Source organism: Streptomyces sp. NPDC059900 (assembly GCF_050270335.1).
Taxonomy (GTDB): domain Bacteria; phylum Actinomycetota; class Actinomycetes; order Streptomycetales; family Streptomycetaceae; genus Streptomyces.
This window is the reverse complement of sequence record NZ_JBNNJZ010000186.1, coordinates 1-14,259: the sequence shown is the minus strand read 5'-3', so window position 1 is coordinate 14,259 and position 14,259 is coordinate 1. Positions and strand designations below refer to the sequence as shown.

The following is a 14,259-nucleotide window of genomic DNA, read 5'->3' as shown; positions in this document are numbered from 1 at the left end:
CGGGCCGGGGGGACCGCCCCCAGGGGGTGGGCCCGGCCTGGGACGGCCGGGCCCACCCCTCCTTTTCGTCCCTCTTTGCACACCTCACCCGCCCCGGTCGCCCCATTCGCAAGTTCGTACGTGTGGACAGGATTTCGCGGGGTACAGGGTGGGCTGCGGAACACGGAGTCGTACCGGACAAGGTCGAACTGAACAAGGAGAGGAACGCATGATCACCGCCGCGCAGGAGAAGACGCAGGAAACGGCCGCCCTGGCCGGAGAAGACCTCGTTGAGCGCGCGTACACGGACCCTTCCTCCATCGCGCCCAAGGACGCGCGGGAGGTCGGCAAGCGTTTCTTCGACCGCCTCACGCAACTCGAGGAGGGCACGCGCGAGTACCAGTACGTGCGCAACGCCCTGATCGAGATGAACCTCTCCCTCGTGCAGTACGCGGCCTCCCGGTTCAGGCACCGCGGCCCGCAGGAGATGGAAGACATCATCCAGGTCGGCACCATCGGCCTGATCAAGGCCATCGACCGGTTCGAGCTGACCCGCGAAGTCGAGTTCACCTCCTTCGCCGTCCCCTACATCACCGGTGAGATCAAGCGGTTCTTCCGCGACACGTCCTGGGCCGTGCACGTGCCCCGCCGGCTCCAGGAAGCCCGCATCGAACTGTCCAAGGCCACCGAGGAGTTGCGCACCCGCCTGGGCCGCCTGCCCTCCACGGCCGAGCTGGCGGAACTGATGCAGCTCGAAACCTCCGAGGTCGCCGAGGCGCAGAAGGCGGCCAACGGCTACAACGCCGTCTCGCTGAACGCGGCGGTCAACGGCGCCGACGACGAATCCGACACGATGCTCGCCGACTTCATCGGCGTCGACGAGCAGTCCTTCGAGCTGGTCGAGAACTTCCACTCCCTCGCCCCGCTGATCGCGGACCTCGGCGAACGTGACCGCACCCTCATCCACCTGCGCTTCGTGGAGGAGCGGACCCAGCAGCAGATCGCCGACGAACTGGGCTGCTCGCAGATGCACGTCTCCCGGCTCATCTCCCGCGTCGTCGGCAAGCTCCGCGCCGGCCTGATGGTCACGGACTGACCGCGGCGGCCCGAGTGCGGACCGAGTCGAGGCTCTACGGCCGTACGAGGAGCTGGAACTCGAAGGAGTAGCGCGAGGCGCGGTAGATGTGTGAGCCGAACTCGACCGCGCGGCCCGTGTCGTCGAAGGTCGTGCGCTGCATCGTCAGCAGCGGGGCTCCCTCGGGCTCGCCGAGCTGCCGGCCCTCGTCGGCGGTGGCGGCCCGGGCGCCCACGGACTGGCGCGCGCGGTGCAGGGTGATGCTCGCGGCGCGCATCAGACGGTAGAGGCCGGTGGCCTCCAGACGCGGCGTGTCGAGATCGAGGAGCCCGGCGGGCAGGCGGTTGCGCAGGAACGCCATGGGCTCGCCGTGCGCCAGGCGGAGCCGCTCGACGAGGTGCACCTCGTCGCCCTCCGCGATGCCGAGCGCGGCGGCGACCTCGGCGGATGCGGGCTCGACGGTGTTGCGCAGCACGCGGGTCGCGGGCCGCTGGCCCGCCGCCTCCAGGTCGTCGTAGAGGCTGCTGAGCTCAAGGGGTCGCTTGACCTGGCTGTGCACGACCTGCGTCCCGACGCCCCTGCGGCGCACGAGCAGGCCCTTGTCGACGAGCGACTGGATGGCCTGCCGGACGGTGGGCCGGGAGAGCCCGAGCCGCCCCGCCAGCTCGATCTCGTTGCCGAGCAGGGTCCCCGGCGTCAGGGCCCCGCGCTCGATCGCCGCCTCCAGTTGCTGGGACAGCTGGAAGTACAGCGGAACCGGACTGCTGCGGTCGACCCCGAGCTGAAGCGAGACGGTCGGGTCCACGGCTGGTTTGGCGGCTGATTTGGGCACACGGCGAGCGTAGTCGCAGGGAATGATGACGGGAAGTTCTGAAGTTCTGTTGTCCGGACAAAGGATTGACAGGGCCGCGGGGGGTGGCGAGGGTGGGGGGATGCGCATCGGATTGATCGGGACGGGTCGTATCGGGACATTTCATTCGGCGGCTCTTCAGCGGCATCCCGAGGTGGATGCGCTGATCGTGGCCGACGCGGACGTCGGGCGCGCGGCCGGGCTCGCGGCGCGGATCGGGGCGGCTTCCGCGGCCTCGGTGGACGACGTCTTCACGGGCAGCGGCCGGTCGGGGCCGGTGGACGCCCTGGTGATCACGGCGGCGACCTCCGCGCATGCCGAGCTGATCGGCAAGGCGGCGCGGGCCGGGCTTCCGGTCTTCTGCGAGAAGCCCATCGCCCTCGATCTGCCGGGTACGCTCGCCGCGCTCGGGGAGGTCGAGGCCGCGGGGACGGTGCTCCAGCTGGGGTTCCAGCGGCGGTTCGACGCGGGGTACGTGGCGGCGCGCGAGGCCGTGCGGTCGGGGCGGCTCGGGCGGCTGCACACGGTCCGGGCGATGACCTCCGACCCGGCGCCGCCCCCCGCCGCGTACCTCCCGCTCTCCGGCGGCCTCTACCGCGACTGCCTGGTCCACGACTTCGACATGGTGCGCTGGGTGACGGGGCGCGAGGTGACCGAGGTGTACGCGACGGGGTCGGACGCCGGGCCCGCGATGTTCCGCGAGGCGGACGACGTGGACACCGCCGCGGCCGTCCTCACCCTCGACGACGGCACGCTCGTCACGGCGACGGCCACGCGGTGCAACGGGGCGGGTTACGACGTACGGATGGAACTGGCGGGCGAGGACGACCAGATCGCGGTCGGCTTCGACGACCGCACTCCCCTGTCGTCCGTGGAGCCCTCCGGCCCGCCGCCGCCCGACAAGCCGTGGCCCGGCTTCCTGGAACGGTTCGCCCCCGCGTACGAGGCGGAGCTCGCGGCGTTCGTCGACGTAGTCCGCGGCGAGCGGGTGAACCCGTGCGACGGACGTGAGGCGCTCCAGGCCCTGCGGGTCGCGGAGGCGTGCGAACTGTCGCGACGGGAGCGGCGCTCGGTACGGATCACGGAGATCGCCGGGGGCTGAACAAGCGCTGGAGACCCGGCGCCTGGAGGGGCGCGGGGAACTGCGCGGTCAGCCCCCGCTCAGCGGCGGACGACGACGTTCGGCGAGGGCCGGACTCCCGGGGAGGGGGCTACTCCGCCCCGTCCAGCAACCCCGCGTCATGCGCCAGCAGCGCGATCTGCACCCGGTTGTTGAGGTCCAGTTTCGTCAGGATGCGGGAGACGTGGGCCTTGACCGTGGCCACGCTCAGGTAGAGCTCCGAGGCGATGTCCGCGTTCGACGCGCCGCGGCCCACCGCCACCGCCACCTCGCGCTCCCGCTCGGCAAGGAGCGCGAGACGCTCCAACGCCCTTTCGCGGCGGCCCTGTTGCGGGTCGACCCCCGTCACCTGTGTGATCAGCTGCTGCGTCACCGTCGGGGAGAGCACCGGCTCGCCCGCCGCGACTGCCCGTACCGCCGCGACGATCTCGGCGGGCGGAGTGTCCTTGAGGACGAAGCCCGCCGCGCCCGCACGCAGGGCCCGCAGCACCTGGTCGTCGGCGTGGAAGGTCGTGAGGACGATGACCTCCGGCGCGTCGGGGCGCTTGCGCAGGGACTCCGTCGCCGCGAGGCCGTCCATCGCGGGCATGCGGATGTCCATCAGGACCACGTCCGGGCGCAGTTCGGCGACCAGCGGCGCCACGTGGGTTCCGTCCGCCGCCTCGCCGACGATCTCGATGTCGTCCGCGCCGCCCATCATGAAGGACAGACCGGCGCGGACCAGCGGGTCGTCGTCGACGAGAAGCACGCGGATGGGATTCATGGGACCACAGTAACGAGAGCCGGCGGGCGGCCGATCACGGCTGCCGTCCGGGGCCCGGGGAGGACCGTCGCAGCAGAGAGCTGCCTGGCCACGGCCTCCCGTACGGACTCAAAAAGCCTTCCCGCGCTCACAGTTCATCACCTCGGCCGGACCGCACCTCCCACGGCAGCCACGCGTCGACGCGGAAGCCGCCGTCCGCCGCGGCCCCGTGCTCGATGCGCCCGCCCGCGAGCGTGGCCCGCTCCGTGAGGCCGATGAGTCCCTGGCCGGAACCGGGGACGGCGGGCACGTCGCCGGACGGCGGCGGATTGCGTACCGACAGGGTGAGCCCTTCGCCGGGCGCGCCGGACACCAGGACGGTCACCTCGGCGCCCGGGGCGTGCTTGCGGGCGTTGGTCAGGCCCTCCTGGGCGATGCGGTAGGCGGTGCGGCCGACGGCTGCGGGCACGGCCGCCGGGTCGGCGACGCGGTGGTCGAGCGCGACCTTCATGCCCGCGTCACGCGACTCGGCGACCAGGGTCTCCAGGGCGGAGAGGGTCGGCTGCGGGCGGCCGGACGCCTCCCCTTCACCGGCGGCGCCACCCCCGCCGCGCAGGACGCCGATGACCTCGCGCAGATCCTGAAGCGCTTCGTGCGAGCTCTCCCGGATGACACCGGCGGCGCGGACGATCTCCTCGCGGGGCGCGTCCGGACGGAACTCGAGCGCTCCGGCATGCACGCTGAGCAGGGTGAGCCGGTGGGCCAGCACGTCGTGCATCTCCCTGGCGATGGACTCGCGGGCCAGGCGCTGGGCCTGCTCGGCACGGAGCACCGCCTCGTTCTCGGCCCGGATCGCACGGTCGCGCAGGCTCAGCAAGAGCTGGCGGCGCGAGCGCACGAACATGCCCCAGCCGATCACGGAGGCGCTGAGCAGCACTCCGAAGAGAACGGCGACCAGGTACGGCATCTCGGCATCGGGCCGCAGCCAGTAGATGAGCGGCATCACGGCGATCGACAGGCCGCCGATCCAGCCGACGTACCGGAAGGGGCGGTGCACGGCGAGGGTGAACAGGGCGATGGCAGCCGCGCCGCCCGCGGTGTCGGAGACCACGGTGACCGGCACCATGGCGGTGGCGAGGCCGACCGGCCAGCGCCTGCGCAGCCAGACGGCGGCACAGGCCAGCGCACCGATCACCTGGTCGGCCTCGGCCAAGCCGCGCGAGACATGCGGATTGCTGCCGACCGCGTCCGCGGCCACCATGCCGATGGCGACGGCCGAGAAGAAGCAGGCGAAGTCGACCAGCCAGTCCCGTACGGTCCGCCGGGGCCTGCTGCTGCCCTTGCGCGGCGCACGGTCCGGGTCGAACTCGGCGGCGAGGGCCGACGGCAGCCCCCAGGGGCGCCGGGCCAGGGCTGCCGGGGGCTCCGAGGGGGCCAGGGGCCCGGAGGGGCCCGACGTGGGCTCATTGCCGCTCATGGTCGACAAATCTACGCACCGCCGGGGGCAACGTGCGCCCTCCGGACATGATCGTCGACCAAAGTCGCGCAACCGCAGACTTTCGGAGGGTGCCGGGTGAAGAAGCCTCGCCCCGTGGCCGATGTGCGTGGGGAGTCCACGGGACGAGGCTCTTCGGCATGAAGCAGGTACTAGAGGTCTTCGGCGTCCTTTTCCTGATCCAGGGCGTGGCAGCCCTGGCGCACGAGCTGACCGGCAGCCTGAGCGGCTGGGGCGTCGTGCAGCGGATCGGTTTCCTCGACGGCTACGAGGTCTACGCGGGCGTCACGCTGATCGTGCTCGCGCTCGCGCTGTTCGCCGTCGCGGAGAGCCGGAAGGTCCGCTAGGAGTGCCGGAGCGTCCGCTGGTACCGCCGTGCGGTGCCTGGCTCAGCAGGCGTAGTCGACCAGGTCGAAGGACTCGTAGTGGTCGGCGGTGTAGTAGTCCTCCTTGTCCTTCTCACCGGTCACGACGCGGCGCGCACCGCGGTCGGGTGAGCCGGGCGTCACCACGGTGTACTCGTGGTAGTAGCCGGAGCTCTGGGAGGGCAGGATGCCTTCCCTGTTGGAGAAGACGGTGTCGTCCTGCGGATACGGGTAGGGGCCGCCCGCCTCGATCAGGTCCAGGGTGTCGTGCGCCTGGTCGGGCAGCTTGGAGTAGCAGATGTCGCCGACGGCTGCGGCGGAGGTGACGGACGTGACGGAGTAGGCCGTCGAAGTGGGGGCGTGGTGGTCGGGCACCGCGCTCGCGGAGGCGGCTACGGGGCCGCCGACGAGCAGGGCGGCGGCGAGGGCGGTGACGCTCACGATTCGTGGGGGGATTCGCATGGGACCAGTGTGACGCGCGTAGAGGTTGTCGTGTCAACGTCAAGTGCAGTGAATTTTCCGGAAGTTAACCGGACTTCACCGGGCGTCACCGGTGCGCCGCCCGCCGTCCTCCCCGGCTGCCCCGCCCTTGACCCTCAGTCCTCCCCGGCTACCCTGCCCTTCACTCTCAGCCCTTCCCCGCCGCCCCGCTCTTCGCGGCGGCGATGCGGTGCTCCGCCATGTACTCGCGCATCCGCAGGCTGGTGGCCCCGCTGGTGTAGAGCACCGCGCCGCCCACCGAGAGCGGCACCGAGAGCGCCAGCCAGCCCAGCATCTCGGGCCATCTGCGCTCCGCGCGGCAGTCGTCCCACGTGGACTCCTGCCAGGTGGGGTCGTCGCCCTCGTAGAACAGCATCGACTGGCACTTGCGGCTGCTGGAGGAGTCGTCGTCCCCGTCGCTGAACGGAGCCATCAACTGGTACGCGAGCACGGCCCAGATGATGCCCGCCACCAGGAGCAGCGCGCCGCCCCAGCCGCGGCGCCGCTGCGCGCTCGTGGCGAAGTCCTGCTCGAAGTGTTCACTCATGGGCTCCCCCTGTTCGACCGACCACGGAACGTATCACCGCACTCCGCGGCCCCAGCTGGTCCCCACCAGAACCAGCACACCGCCCGCCAGACCCACCGCGCCCAGCCGCTCGCCGCCCACCGCGATCCCCACGGCGGCGGCCCACAACGGCTCCGTGCCGAGCAGCAGGCTCACCCGCGAGGGAGATGTCCTGCGCACCGCCCACATCTGCACGAAGAACGCGAACAGCGTGCAGAACACGGAGAGGAAGAGCAGCCCGGCCCACTCGCGCACACCGAAGTCCGCGGCGACCGACCAGGGCGAAGCCCCCGTCCCGGCGGCGGCGAGCACCGCGAACACCGCTACCGCCGAGCCCAGTTGGACGGTCGTGAGCGACAACGAGTCAGCGTCCTTGACCGCCTTGATCCGCGACATCGCTAGGACGTGCACCGTGCGCGCGAGGGCCGCCAGGAGAATCAGCCCGTCGCCCGCCGAAGGCCGGGTGAATCCGCCGCCCTGGGTCAGCAGGACCACGCCGAGCACGGAGAGTCCGGCCGCCGCGAGGAAGGCGCGCGGCGGCCGCTTGCGCTCCACCGCGGCCTCGGCGAGCGGCGTGAAGATCATGGTGAGGCTGATGATGAGGCCCGCGTTGGTCGCCGAGGTGTGGACGACTCCGTACGTCTCCAGGAGGAAGATCCCGCTCAGGATCAGCCCGAGCACCCCCGCCCCGCGCCACTGCGGCGCCGTGAGGGCGCGCAGGCCGCGCAGGCCGGCGACCACCAGCGCGGGCAGTACGACGGCGAACCGCAGCACCAGGACGGCGATGACGGTGTGCGTCGTCGTGATGCCCTTGGCCGCCAGATAGCTGGCACCCCAGACGACGGCCACGAGCAGGACGGGCAGATCGGTGAGCCAGGCGCGGCGCACTGCGGGCGCGGCGGGAGCGGCGAGCGTCGACACGGGGCGCGGTCTCCAACGGATGCGGGGGTGTGGAGACTTCGGCGGCTCTCACGTGGGTCGATCACCGTATCCGGCCCGGATCGCGCCGGGAAGGCGGTGTCCATTTCCCGCCAGCCACACGAGGCGCCGCCCGCTTTCATTGAACCCATAAGCACTTCTCAGGCATTGCACGCCTTTCCACGCAAATGGAGTTCTGACATGTCTACTCTGACCGGCACGCAGAGCGGCAAGCTCACCGGCAAGACCGCCCTGGTCACCGGCGGCAGCCGCGGCATCGGCGCGGCCATCGCGCTGCGGCTCGCGCAGGAGGGCGCCGATGTGGCCATCACGTACGTCAACTCGGAGACCGCCGCCGGTGAGGTCGTCGCCAAGATCGAGGCGGCGGGACGGCGCGGCTTCGCCATCCGGGCGGACGCGGCGGACGCGGGCGACGCGGCGGGCGCGGTGGAGCGCGCGGCGGACGATCTGGGCCGCCTGGACATCCTGGTGAACAACGCGGGCATCGGAGTCCTCGGCCCCATCGGGGACTTGGCCCTCTCCGACGTCGACCGGGTGCTCGCCGTCAACGTACGTTCGGTCTTCCTGGCCTCGCAGGCGGCGGCCGGCAGGATGGCCGAAGGGGGCCGGATCATCTCCACCGGATCGGGGCTCACCCGGTTCGCGGGCGGCCCGGGCGCGACGCTGTACGCGCTGAGCAAGGCGGCCCTTGTCGGCATGACCAAGCCGCTGGCCCGTGAGCTCGCCGGGCGCGGGATCACCGTGAACGTCGTGCACCCTGGTGCGGTCGACACGGACATGAACCCGGCCGACGGCCCGTTCGCCGAGCCGCAGAAGGCCGCGACGGCGCTCGCCCGCTTCGGCACGGCCGACGAGGTGGCCTCCCTCGTCTCCTATCTGGCCGGAGACGACGCCGCGTTCATCACGGGCACGGAACTGGTGGTCGACGGCGGGTACGGCGCCTGAGCCGCGCGGGCACGGTGAGACGGGCATGGTGATGGGGCGCACCGGGGCTGTCCACCCGGTGCGCCCCACGTCCTTCGGCGGGCCGTCAGCGGTAGCCGATCAGCCTCCGAGCTCCTGGTGACGTGCCGTCAGACGGCTCGCGCCCGCCTCGGTCAGCGAACCGAAGAGGTGAAGGCGGGAGATGCCGCCGTCCGGGAAGATGTCGATGCGCACGTGCGTGCCGACCACCGGGGCGTCCAGGACGAAGCGGTGGTTGGTGTCGGGCTGGAGGCGGGTGCGGGGCAGCGCCTCGACCCACTCGCCGTCCTCGCCGTCACGCACCGAAAGCGCCGCCCAGCCGGCGGAGTTGCCCTTGAGGTAGGCGGTGTCGATCTCCACGGAGCGGATCTCGGACTGGCCCGCCAGCTGGTAGCGGATCCAGTCGTTGCCGGTGTCGCGGCGGCGGCGGGTCTCCCAGCCGTCGTCCATCTTGCGGGAGCGACCCGGCTGGATGGTGTTGGTGGCCGGGGAGTAGAAGCGGTCGGACGCGTCCTCGACCTGGCCGCCGTTCTCCAGGGCGACCACGTCGAACGTGCCGAGCGCGGCGAGCCACTTGGGGTCGGCGACGACCTCGCCGTAGACGCGCAGGCGGGCGATGCCGCCGTCCGGGTGCTGGTTGACGCGCAGGTGCGTGAAGCGCTGCTCCAGGTCGACGGCGAAGCCGTTGGCCGCGTGGCCGCCGACCGCCGTGCGCGGTACGAGGGTCGTCCACTTCACGTCGTCCGCGAGGAGCTCCTCGGGGGTCGGCGAACCGTCGACGCTCGTGCCCTCGACGGACACGGCCTGCGGGTAGTTGCCGCGGAAGTGGGCGGTGTCGATGACCAGGCCGCGCACGACGCCGGGAGCGCCGAGGCGTACGAGCGCCCAGTCGTGGTCGTCGGCGGTGGGCCACGGGTGCTCGCCGGAGACACCGCGGCGGCGGCGGGTCTCCCAGCCGTCCATGACCTTGCCCTTGTGACCGAAGTGCTCCGGGTCGAACACGGCGGCGTGGTCGAGGAGGAGGTTCTCGCGCATCGCGAAGAACTCGTCGTTGGCGGCGATCACACCGGCGCCGAGCTGCCGGTCGGCGAGGTTGGCGTACTGGGTGAAGGGGAAGTCCGCGGTGCGGTAGTCCGCGTACGGGTCGCCGCCGCCGTAGGGGCTCGCGTCGCCGGTGAAAGAAGGTATCGCCGTCACGGTGATCAGTTGTTCCTTTCCAGAAGTCGGCCTGCGGGTTCGCTGAACTCGCCGCCGTGCAGGATGCGTTCGCCGCGCAGCCAGGTGGACTTCACGACGCCGCTGAGGGTCTTGCCCGCGTACGCCGTGACTCGGTTCCGGTGCTGCAGCTCCGCGGGGTCCACGGTGAAGGTCTCGTCGGGCGCGAGGACCGCGAAGTCGGCGTCGCGGCCGGCCTCGATGGCGCCCTTCTGGTCGAGTCCGACCAGTTCGGAGGTGCGCGTCGACATCCAGCGCACCACGTCCTCAAGGCTGTGGCCGCGCTTGCGGGCCTCGGTCCAGATCGCGGGGAGGCTGAGCTGGAGCCCGGAGATGCCGCCCCACGCGGTCGCGAAGTCGTCGGTCTTGAGGTCCGCGGTGGACGGGGAGTGGTCCGTCACGATGCAGTCGATGGTGCCGTCGGCGAGCGCGTCCCACAGGAGGTCCTGGTTGGCGGCCTCGCGGATGGGCGGGCAGCACTTGAACTCGCTGGCGCCGTCCGGGACTTCCTCCGCGGTGAGCGTGAGGTAGTGCGGGCACGTCTCGACGGTGAGCTTGACGCCCTCGCGCTTGGCGGCGGCGATCAGGGGCAGCGCGTTCGACGACGACAGGTGCAGTACGTGGACCCGGGCGCCGAGCCGCTTGGCGAGCCCGATGAGGCCCTCGATCGCGGCGTCCTCGGAGACACGCGGCCGGGTGTCCAGGTAGTCCGTGTACTTGGGGCCGCTCTTGTGCGGGGCCGCGTCCAGCTCGTGCGGGTCCTCTGCGTGCACGATGAGCAGGCCGCCGAAGCCGGCGATCTCCGCCATGGAGGTGGCCAGGCGGTCCTGGTCCAGGTGCGGGAACTCGTCCACGCCGGACGGCGAGAGGAAGCACTTGAAGCCGTAGACACCGGCGTCGTGCAAGGGCTTGAGGTCGCCGACGTTGTCGGGCAGGGCGCCGCCCCAGAAGCCGACGTCGATGTGCGCCTTGGTGCGGGCGACTTCCTGCTTCGTGCGCAGGTTGTCGACGGTGGTGGTCGGCGGAAGGGAGTTGAGCGGCATGTCGACGAGGGTGGTGATGCCACCGGCGGCCGCGGCGCGGGTGGCGGTCCAGAAGCCCTCCCACTCCGTGCGGCCGGGGTCGTTGACATGGACGTGCGTGTCGACGATGCCGGGCAGCAGGACGTCGTCGCCCAGGTCCTCGATCCTGGCCCCCGCCGGTACGTCGGCGTCGTACGCCAGTACGGCCGCGATCTTCCCCCCGGAGACCGTGACCGAGGCGGCGCGGGTTCCCTGCGGGGTGATCACGCGAGTCGAGCGCAGCACCAGTTCTACGTCCACGTCCTCAACGCCCTCTCTTCGCTGTTGCCCGTCTGTTCGACGGCCTGTTCGCTGTTGCTTGGCTGTTCGTTCTTTTCCGCTACACAGACCATTCGATTCCGCTAAACGGAATTCAACGTTCTGTTGAATGAGTCTTCACGGCCGACCGCGAGCCGTCAAGAGGTACCCCGTCACACTCTGGACGTTTCCACAAAGTGGAATTAGAATTCCACCAGCCAGAACGTAGCTACGCACAATCGGGCCGTCAAACGATCAACGGGCGTGGCGGCGGAGAAGCGGACAAAGGCGCCCCGACCGGTCCCCGACCGGCCCTGACCGGTAAGGATGCCGGGGCCGCCCCAAGACCCGGCCGGGAACCGCCCGGTAGGCTGCTGCCTTGCCCGTCAGCCCCGAAAGGACTGCGCCGTGCCGACGTCAAGCGCCAGCGACGCCTCCACCGAAGTCGCCGCCTCCAAGCCGACCGCCGCCAGCGGTGGTGTCCAGTCCCTTGAGCGCGCCTTCGACCTCCTCGAACGGATGGCGGACGCCGGAGGCGAGGTCGGCCTGAGCGAGCTGTCCGCCAGCAGCGGCCTGCCGCTGCCCACGATCCACCGCCTGATGCGCACGCTGGTCGCCTGCGGCTATGTACGCCAGCAGCCCAACCGCCGCTACTCGCTCGGCCCCCGCCTGATCCGGCTCGGCGAATCGGCCTCGCGCCTCCTGGGCACCTGGGCACGCCCCTACCTCGCGCGCCTGGTCGAGGAGACCGGCGAGACCGCGAACATGGCGCTGCTCGACGGGGACGAGATCGTGTACGTCGCGCAGGTGCCGTCCAAGCACTCCATGCGGATGTTCACCGAGGTGGGCCGCCGGGTCCTGCCGCACTCCACGGGCGTCGGCAAGGCCCTCCTCGCCCACACCCCTCCCGAGGAGGTACGGGCACTGCTCTCCCGCACCGGGATGCCCGCGGCCACGGAGAAGACGATCACCACGCCGGAGGGTTTCCTCGACGCGCTCGAAGAGGTCCGCAGCGCGGGCTTCGCGGTCGACGACAACGAACAGGAGATCGGGGTGCGCTGCCTGGCGGTGTCGGTCCCCAACTCCCCCACGGCGGCGGCCATTTCGATCTCGGGCCCGGCGGGCCGCGTGACGGAGGCCGCGGTGGAGAAGATCGTGCCGGTTCTCCAGGAAGTGGCCGTGGAGCTGTCCGCCGCCCTTGCCAGCTCGGGCTCCCCCGCATAGCCCCGCGCAGTCCTGCCGGACGGGCCGGGCACCCCGGCTCGTCCCGCGGCTAACTCCTGCCGTCCCTGATCAGCCCCCGCGCCGTCGCCACGGCCACCGCCGCCGTACGCGAATCCACGCCCAACTTCGCGTAGATGTGCACCAGATGAGACTTCACGGTGGCCTGGCTCAGGAAGAGCCGCTTGCTGACCTCCTGGTTGGACAGACCGTCCCGCACCAGCCGCAGCACCTCAAGCTCCCGCCCGGTCAGCGCCTCCCCCGGCGCCCGCATCCGGTCCATCAGGCGGTGCGCGATCGCGGGGGCGAGCGCCGACTGCCCCGCGGCGGCGGTCCGTACGGCCGCGGCAAGCTCCTCCGGGGGCGCGTCCTTCAGAAGGTATCCCGCCGCGCCCGCCTCGACCGCGGCGAGGATGTCGGCGTCCGTGTCGTACGTCGTCAGGACGAGCACCCTGGGCGCCCCCGCCACCGCGGCGATCTCGGCCGTGGCCTGCGCCCCGTGCATCCCCGTCCCGAACTGGAGATCCATCAGCACGACGTCGTAGGCGCCGGTCGCGGCGAGCGACACCGCCGCCTCGGCCGTCGCCGCCTCCCCCACCACGGCGAAGCCGGGCTCGGTGTCGAGCACCGCGCGCAGCCCGGCGCGCACGACGGGGTGATCGTCGGCGAGAAGCAGCCGGATGGGGCCGGACGCCTCGGCACTCATGCCACGGCTCCCGTCGGCAGCGGCAACGTCAGGGCGAGCGCCGTGCCCTGCCCCGGCGCCGACTCCACGCTCAGCGTCCCGCCGAGCGAGCGGGCCCGCGCCCGCATGGCGGGCAGCCCGAACCCCCCGCCGTCCCCGGACGTGGTGGAGGCCGGATCGAAACCCCGCCCGTCGTCGACCACGTCCAGGGACACCGACGTGTCCATGAAGCTCAGGGTGATCTCGGCGCGCCCCGCCTCCGCGTGCCGGACGGTGTTCGCGAGAGCGGACTGTGCGGTGCGGAGCAGGGCGACCTCGTACGGCGTCGGCAGCTCCACGGGCATGCCGCTCACCGTGAACTGGACGTCGACGCGCGAGCCGCCCGAGCCCGGCGACGCGGACGCGGAGAGCCGTTCGAGGGCCTTGGCCAGCGAGCCGCGTTCCAGGTCGGGCGGGCTGAGGGCGCGCACGAAGCGCCGCGCCTCGGCGAGGTTGTCCTGCGCGGCGGCGCGGGCCTGCTCGATGTGCGGGGCGGCGGGAGATCCCGCGGGCAGCGCGCGTTGCGCGGCGCGCAGCAGGAGCTGGATGGAGGAGAGGCCCTGCGCGAGCGTGTCGTGGATCTCGCGGGCGAGGCGCTCGCGCTCGGCGAGGGTCCCGGCGGTCCGCTCGGCGGCGGCGAGCTCGGCCCGCGTCGCCACCAGCTCGTCGATCAGCTCACGGCGCCGCTCGCTCTCCCGGTACAGCGCCTCGTACCCGAGGACGGTGGCGACCGCCACGGCCGCGCCGAGCACCGGCCCGATGAAGCTGCCGGGCGTGACCGGCGAGCCGTGCAGCAGGAAGCCGGCGATGGCGGCAGCGGCGGTCAGCGCGACGGCGGGCAGCGCCCAGCGCACCGGCAGCAGATGCAGTTGCAGGAAGTACAGCGGGAAGGCCGTCCACAGCCCGGCCGGAGACAGTACGAGCAGCACCGCCCAGCACACTCCGAGCGCCGCGAGCCACAGCGCGGCGGCGCGCTGCGACCGGGCGACGGCAGGGCTGAGAACACCCGCCGCGTAGACGCCGCCCATCGCCGCCACCACCGCCACCACCGCGCCGGCACGCGGCCCGCCACCGGCCAGAGCCCGCACCACGACAAGCGCGAGCAGCCCCGCGAGCAGCGCGTGCAGACAGAGCCGCAGCACGAGGGTGACGGGGGTGGTCCGTGAAGGAGCCGGGGAATCGCTGGAGGGCATGAGGGCCTCGGAAG

The 14,259-nt window shown here is 71.8% G+C and carries 15 protein-coding genes; 5 read left to right on the top strand and 10 right to left on the bottom strand.

Annotated features, from left to right (window positions below):
* Positions 1–208: 208 nt before the first annotated feature.
* Complete coding sequence (locus tag ACQKIP_RS23295) at positions 209–1,075, top strand: SigB/SigF/SigG family RNA polymerase sigma factor (protein WP_365863271.1); 867 nt, start codon at positions 209–211, stop codon at positions 1,073–1,075.
* A gap of 34 nt (positions 1,076–1,109) precedes the next feature.
* Here the strand turns inward: ACQKIP_RS23295 and ACQKIP_RS23290 are convergent, their stop codons facing one another.
* Entirely contained in the window at positions 1,110–1,859 is a 750-nt protein-coding gene (locus ACQKIP_RS23290) for a GntR family transcriptional regulator (RefSeq protein ID WP_427743969.1), read from the bottom strand.
* 127 nt (positions 1,860–1,986) lie between these two features.
* On the opposite strand from ACQKIP_RS23290, the gene ACQKIP_RS23285 reads away from it, so the two are divergent.
* Positions 1,987–3,006, top strand: coding sequence for a Gfo/Idh/MocA family protein (locus tag ACQKIP_RS23285; protein WP_365863269.1), 1,020 nt, complete (start codon positions 1,987–1,989; stop codon positions 3,004–3,006).
* Between the two features lie 109 nt (positions 3,007–3,115).
* Here ACQKIP_RS23285 and ACQKIP_RS23280 read toward each other — a convergent pair whose 3' ends face one another.
* Together ACQKIP_RS23280 and ACQKIP_RS23275 are read right to left on the bottom strand one after the other, a co-directional pair.
* On the bottom strand, positions 3,116–3,787 hold the full coding sequence (locus ACQKIP_RS23280; protein WP_365863267.1) for a response regulator transcription factor: 672 nt from the start codon (positions 3,785–3,787) through the stop codon (positions 3,116–3,118).
* Positions 3,788–3,914: 127 nt separating this feature from the next.
* Positions 3,915–5,243: a sensor histidine kinase gene (locus ACQKIP_RS23275; protein WP_365863265.1), complete on the bottom strand. Its 1,329-nt coding sequence runs from the start codon at positions 5,241–5,243 to the stop codon at positions 3,915–3,917.
* Between the two features lie 158 nt (positions 5,244–5,401).
* Here ACQKIP_RS23275 and ACQKIP_RS23270 point away from each other — a divergent pair, with 158 nt between their 5' ends.
* Complete coding sequence (locus ACQKIP_RS23270) at positions 5,402–5,608, top strand: hypothetical protein (protein ID WP_365863262.1); 207 nt, start codon at positions 5,402–5,404, stop codon at positions 5,606–5,608.
* A gap of 42 nt (positions 5,609–5,650) precedes the next feature.
* Here the strand turns inward: ACQKIP_RS23270 and ACQKIP_RS23265 are convergent, their stop codons facing one another.
* The 3 genes from ACQKIP_RS23265 to ACQKIP_RS23255 all read right to left on the bottom strand — a co-directional run bounded on the left by ACQKIP_RS23265 (position 5,651) and on the right by ACQKIP_RS23255 (position 7,592).
* The gene (locus ACQKIP_RS23265) at positions 5,651–6,088 is read right to left on the bottom strand and encodes a ribonuclease domain-containing protein (RefSeq protein ID WP_365863260.1); all 438 of its coding nucleotides are present in this window, start codon (positions 6,086–6,088) and stop codon (positions 5,651–5,653) included.
* A 166-nt stretch (positions 6,089–6,254) separates the two neighbouring features.
* Positions 6,255–6,653: a hypothetical protein gene (locus tag ACQKIP_RS23260; RefSeq protein WP_365863258.1), complete on the bottom strand. Its 399-nt coding sequence runs from the start codon at positions 6,651–6,653 to the stop codon at positions 6,255–6,257.
* Positions 6,654–6,686: 33 nt separating this feature from the next.
* Positions 6,687–7,592 (bottom strand): DMT family transporter, encoded by a 906-nt coding sequence (locus tag ACQKIP_RS23255; protein ID WP_365863256.1) that lies wholly within the window; start codon positions 7,590–7,592, stop codon positions 6,687–6,689.
* Positions 7,593–7,790: 198 nt separating this feature from the next.
* On the opposite strand from ACQKIP_RS23255, the gene ACQKIP_RS23250 reads away from it, so the two are divergent.
* Entirely contained in the window at positions 7,791–8,555 is a 765-nt protein-coding gene (locus ACQKIP_RS23250) for an SDR family oxidoreductase (protein ID WP_365863254.1), read from the top strand.
* 99 nt (positions 8,556–8,654) lie between these two features.
* On the opposite strand, the gene alc is transcribed toward ACQKIP_RS23250, so the two are convergent.
* Positions 8,655–9,770, bottom strand: coding sequence for an allantoicase (gene alc / locus ACQKIP_RS23245; RefSeq protein ID WP_365863253.1), 1,116 nt, complete (start codon positions 9,768–9,770; stop codon positions 8,655–8,657).
* A 5-nt stretch (positions 9,771–9,775) separates the two neighbouring features.
* Entirely contained in the window at positions 9,776–11,110 is a 1,335-nt protein-coding gene (gene allB / locus ACQKIP_RS23240) for an allantoinase AllB (RefSeq protein ID WP_365863251.1), read from the bottom strand.
* 405 nt (positions 11,111–11,515) lie between these two features.
* Between allB and ACQKIP_RS23235 the strand changes: the two genes are divergently transcribed.
* Positions 11,516–12,331: an IclR family transcriptional regulator gene (locus ACQKIP_RS23235; protein WP_361193140.1), complete on the top strand. Its 816-nt coding sequence runs from the start codon at positions 11,516–11,518 to the stop codon at positions 12,329–12,331.
* Positions 12,332–12,380: 49 nt separating this feature from the next.
* Here ACQKIP_RS23235 and ACQKIP_RS23230 read toward each other — a convergent pair whose 3' ends face one another.
* Together ACQKIP_RS23230 and ACQKIP_RS23225 are read right to left on the bottom strand one after the other, a co-directional pair.
* Entirely contained in the window at positions 12,381–13,034 is a 654-nt protein-coding gene (locus ACQKIP_RS23230) for a response regulator transcription factor (protein WP_365863249.1), read from the bottom strand.
* Entirely contained in the window at positions 13,031–14,245 is a 1,215-nt protein-coding gene (locus ACQKIP_RS23225; RefSeq protein ID WP_427743967.1) for a sensor histidine kinase, read from the bottom strand. Before ACQKIP_RS23225 ends, ACQKIP_RS23230 begins: the two co-directional genes overlap by 4 nt.
* Positions 14,246–14,259: the final 14 nt, after the last annotated feature.

Coding starts and splice junctions, on each gene's coding strand:
- ACQKIP_RS23265 (WP_365863260.1), bottom strand. CDS start 6,088: ATGCGAATCCCCCCACGAATCGTGAGCGTCACCGCCCTCGCCGCCGCC.
- ACQKIP_RS23295 (WP_365863271.1), top strand. CDS start 209: ATGATCACCGCCGCGCAGGAGAAGACGCAGGAAACGGCCGCCCTGGCC.
- ACQKIP_RS23270 (WP_365863262.1), top strand. CDS start 5,402: ATGAAGCAGGTACTAGAGGTCTTCGGCGTCCTTTTCCTGATCCAGGGC.
- ACQKIP_RS23260 (WP_365863258.1), bottom strand. CDS start 6,653: ATGAGTGAACACTTCGAGCAGGACTTCGCCACGAGCGCGCAGCGGCGC.
- ACQKIP_RS23285 (WP_365863269.1), top strand. CDS start 1,987: ATGCGCATCGGATTGATCGGGACGGGTCGTATCGGGACATTTCATTCG.
- ACQKIP_RS23225 (WP_427743967.1), bottom strand. CDS start 14,245: ATGCCCTCCAGCGATTCCCCGGCTCCTTCACGGACCACCCCCGTCACC.
- ACQKIP_RS23250 (WP_365863254.1), top strand. CDS start 7,791: ATGTCTACTCTGACCGGCACGCAGAGCGGCAAGCTCACCGGCAAGACC.
- ACQKIP_RS23230 (WP_365863249.1), bottom strand. CDS start 13,034: ATGAGTGCCGAGGCGTCCGGCCCCATCCGGCTGCTTCTCGCCGACGAT.
- ACQKIP_RS23280 (WP_365863267.1), bottom strand. CDS start 3,787: ATGAATCCCATCCGCGTGCTTCTCGTCGACGACGACCCGCTGGTCCGC.
- ACQKIP_RS23275 (WP_365863265.1), bottom strand. CDS start 5,243: ATGAGCGGCAATGAGCCCACGTCGGGCCCCTCCGGGCCCCTGGCCCCC.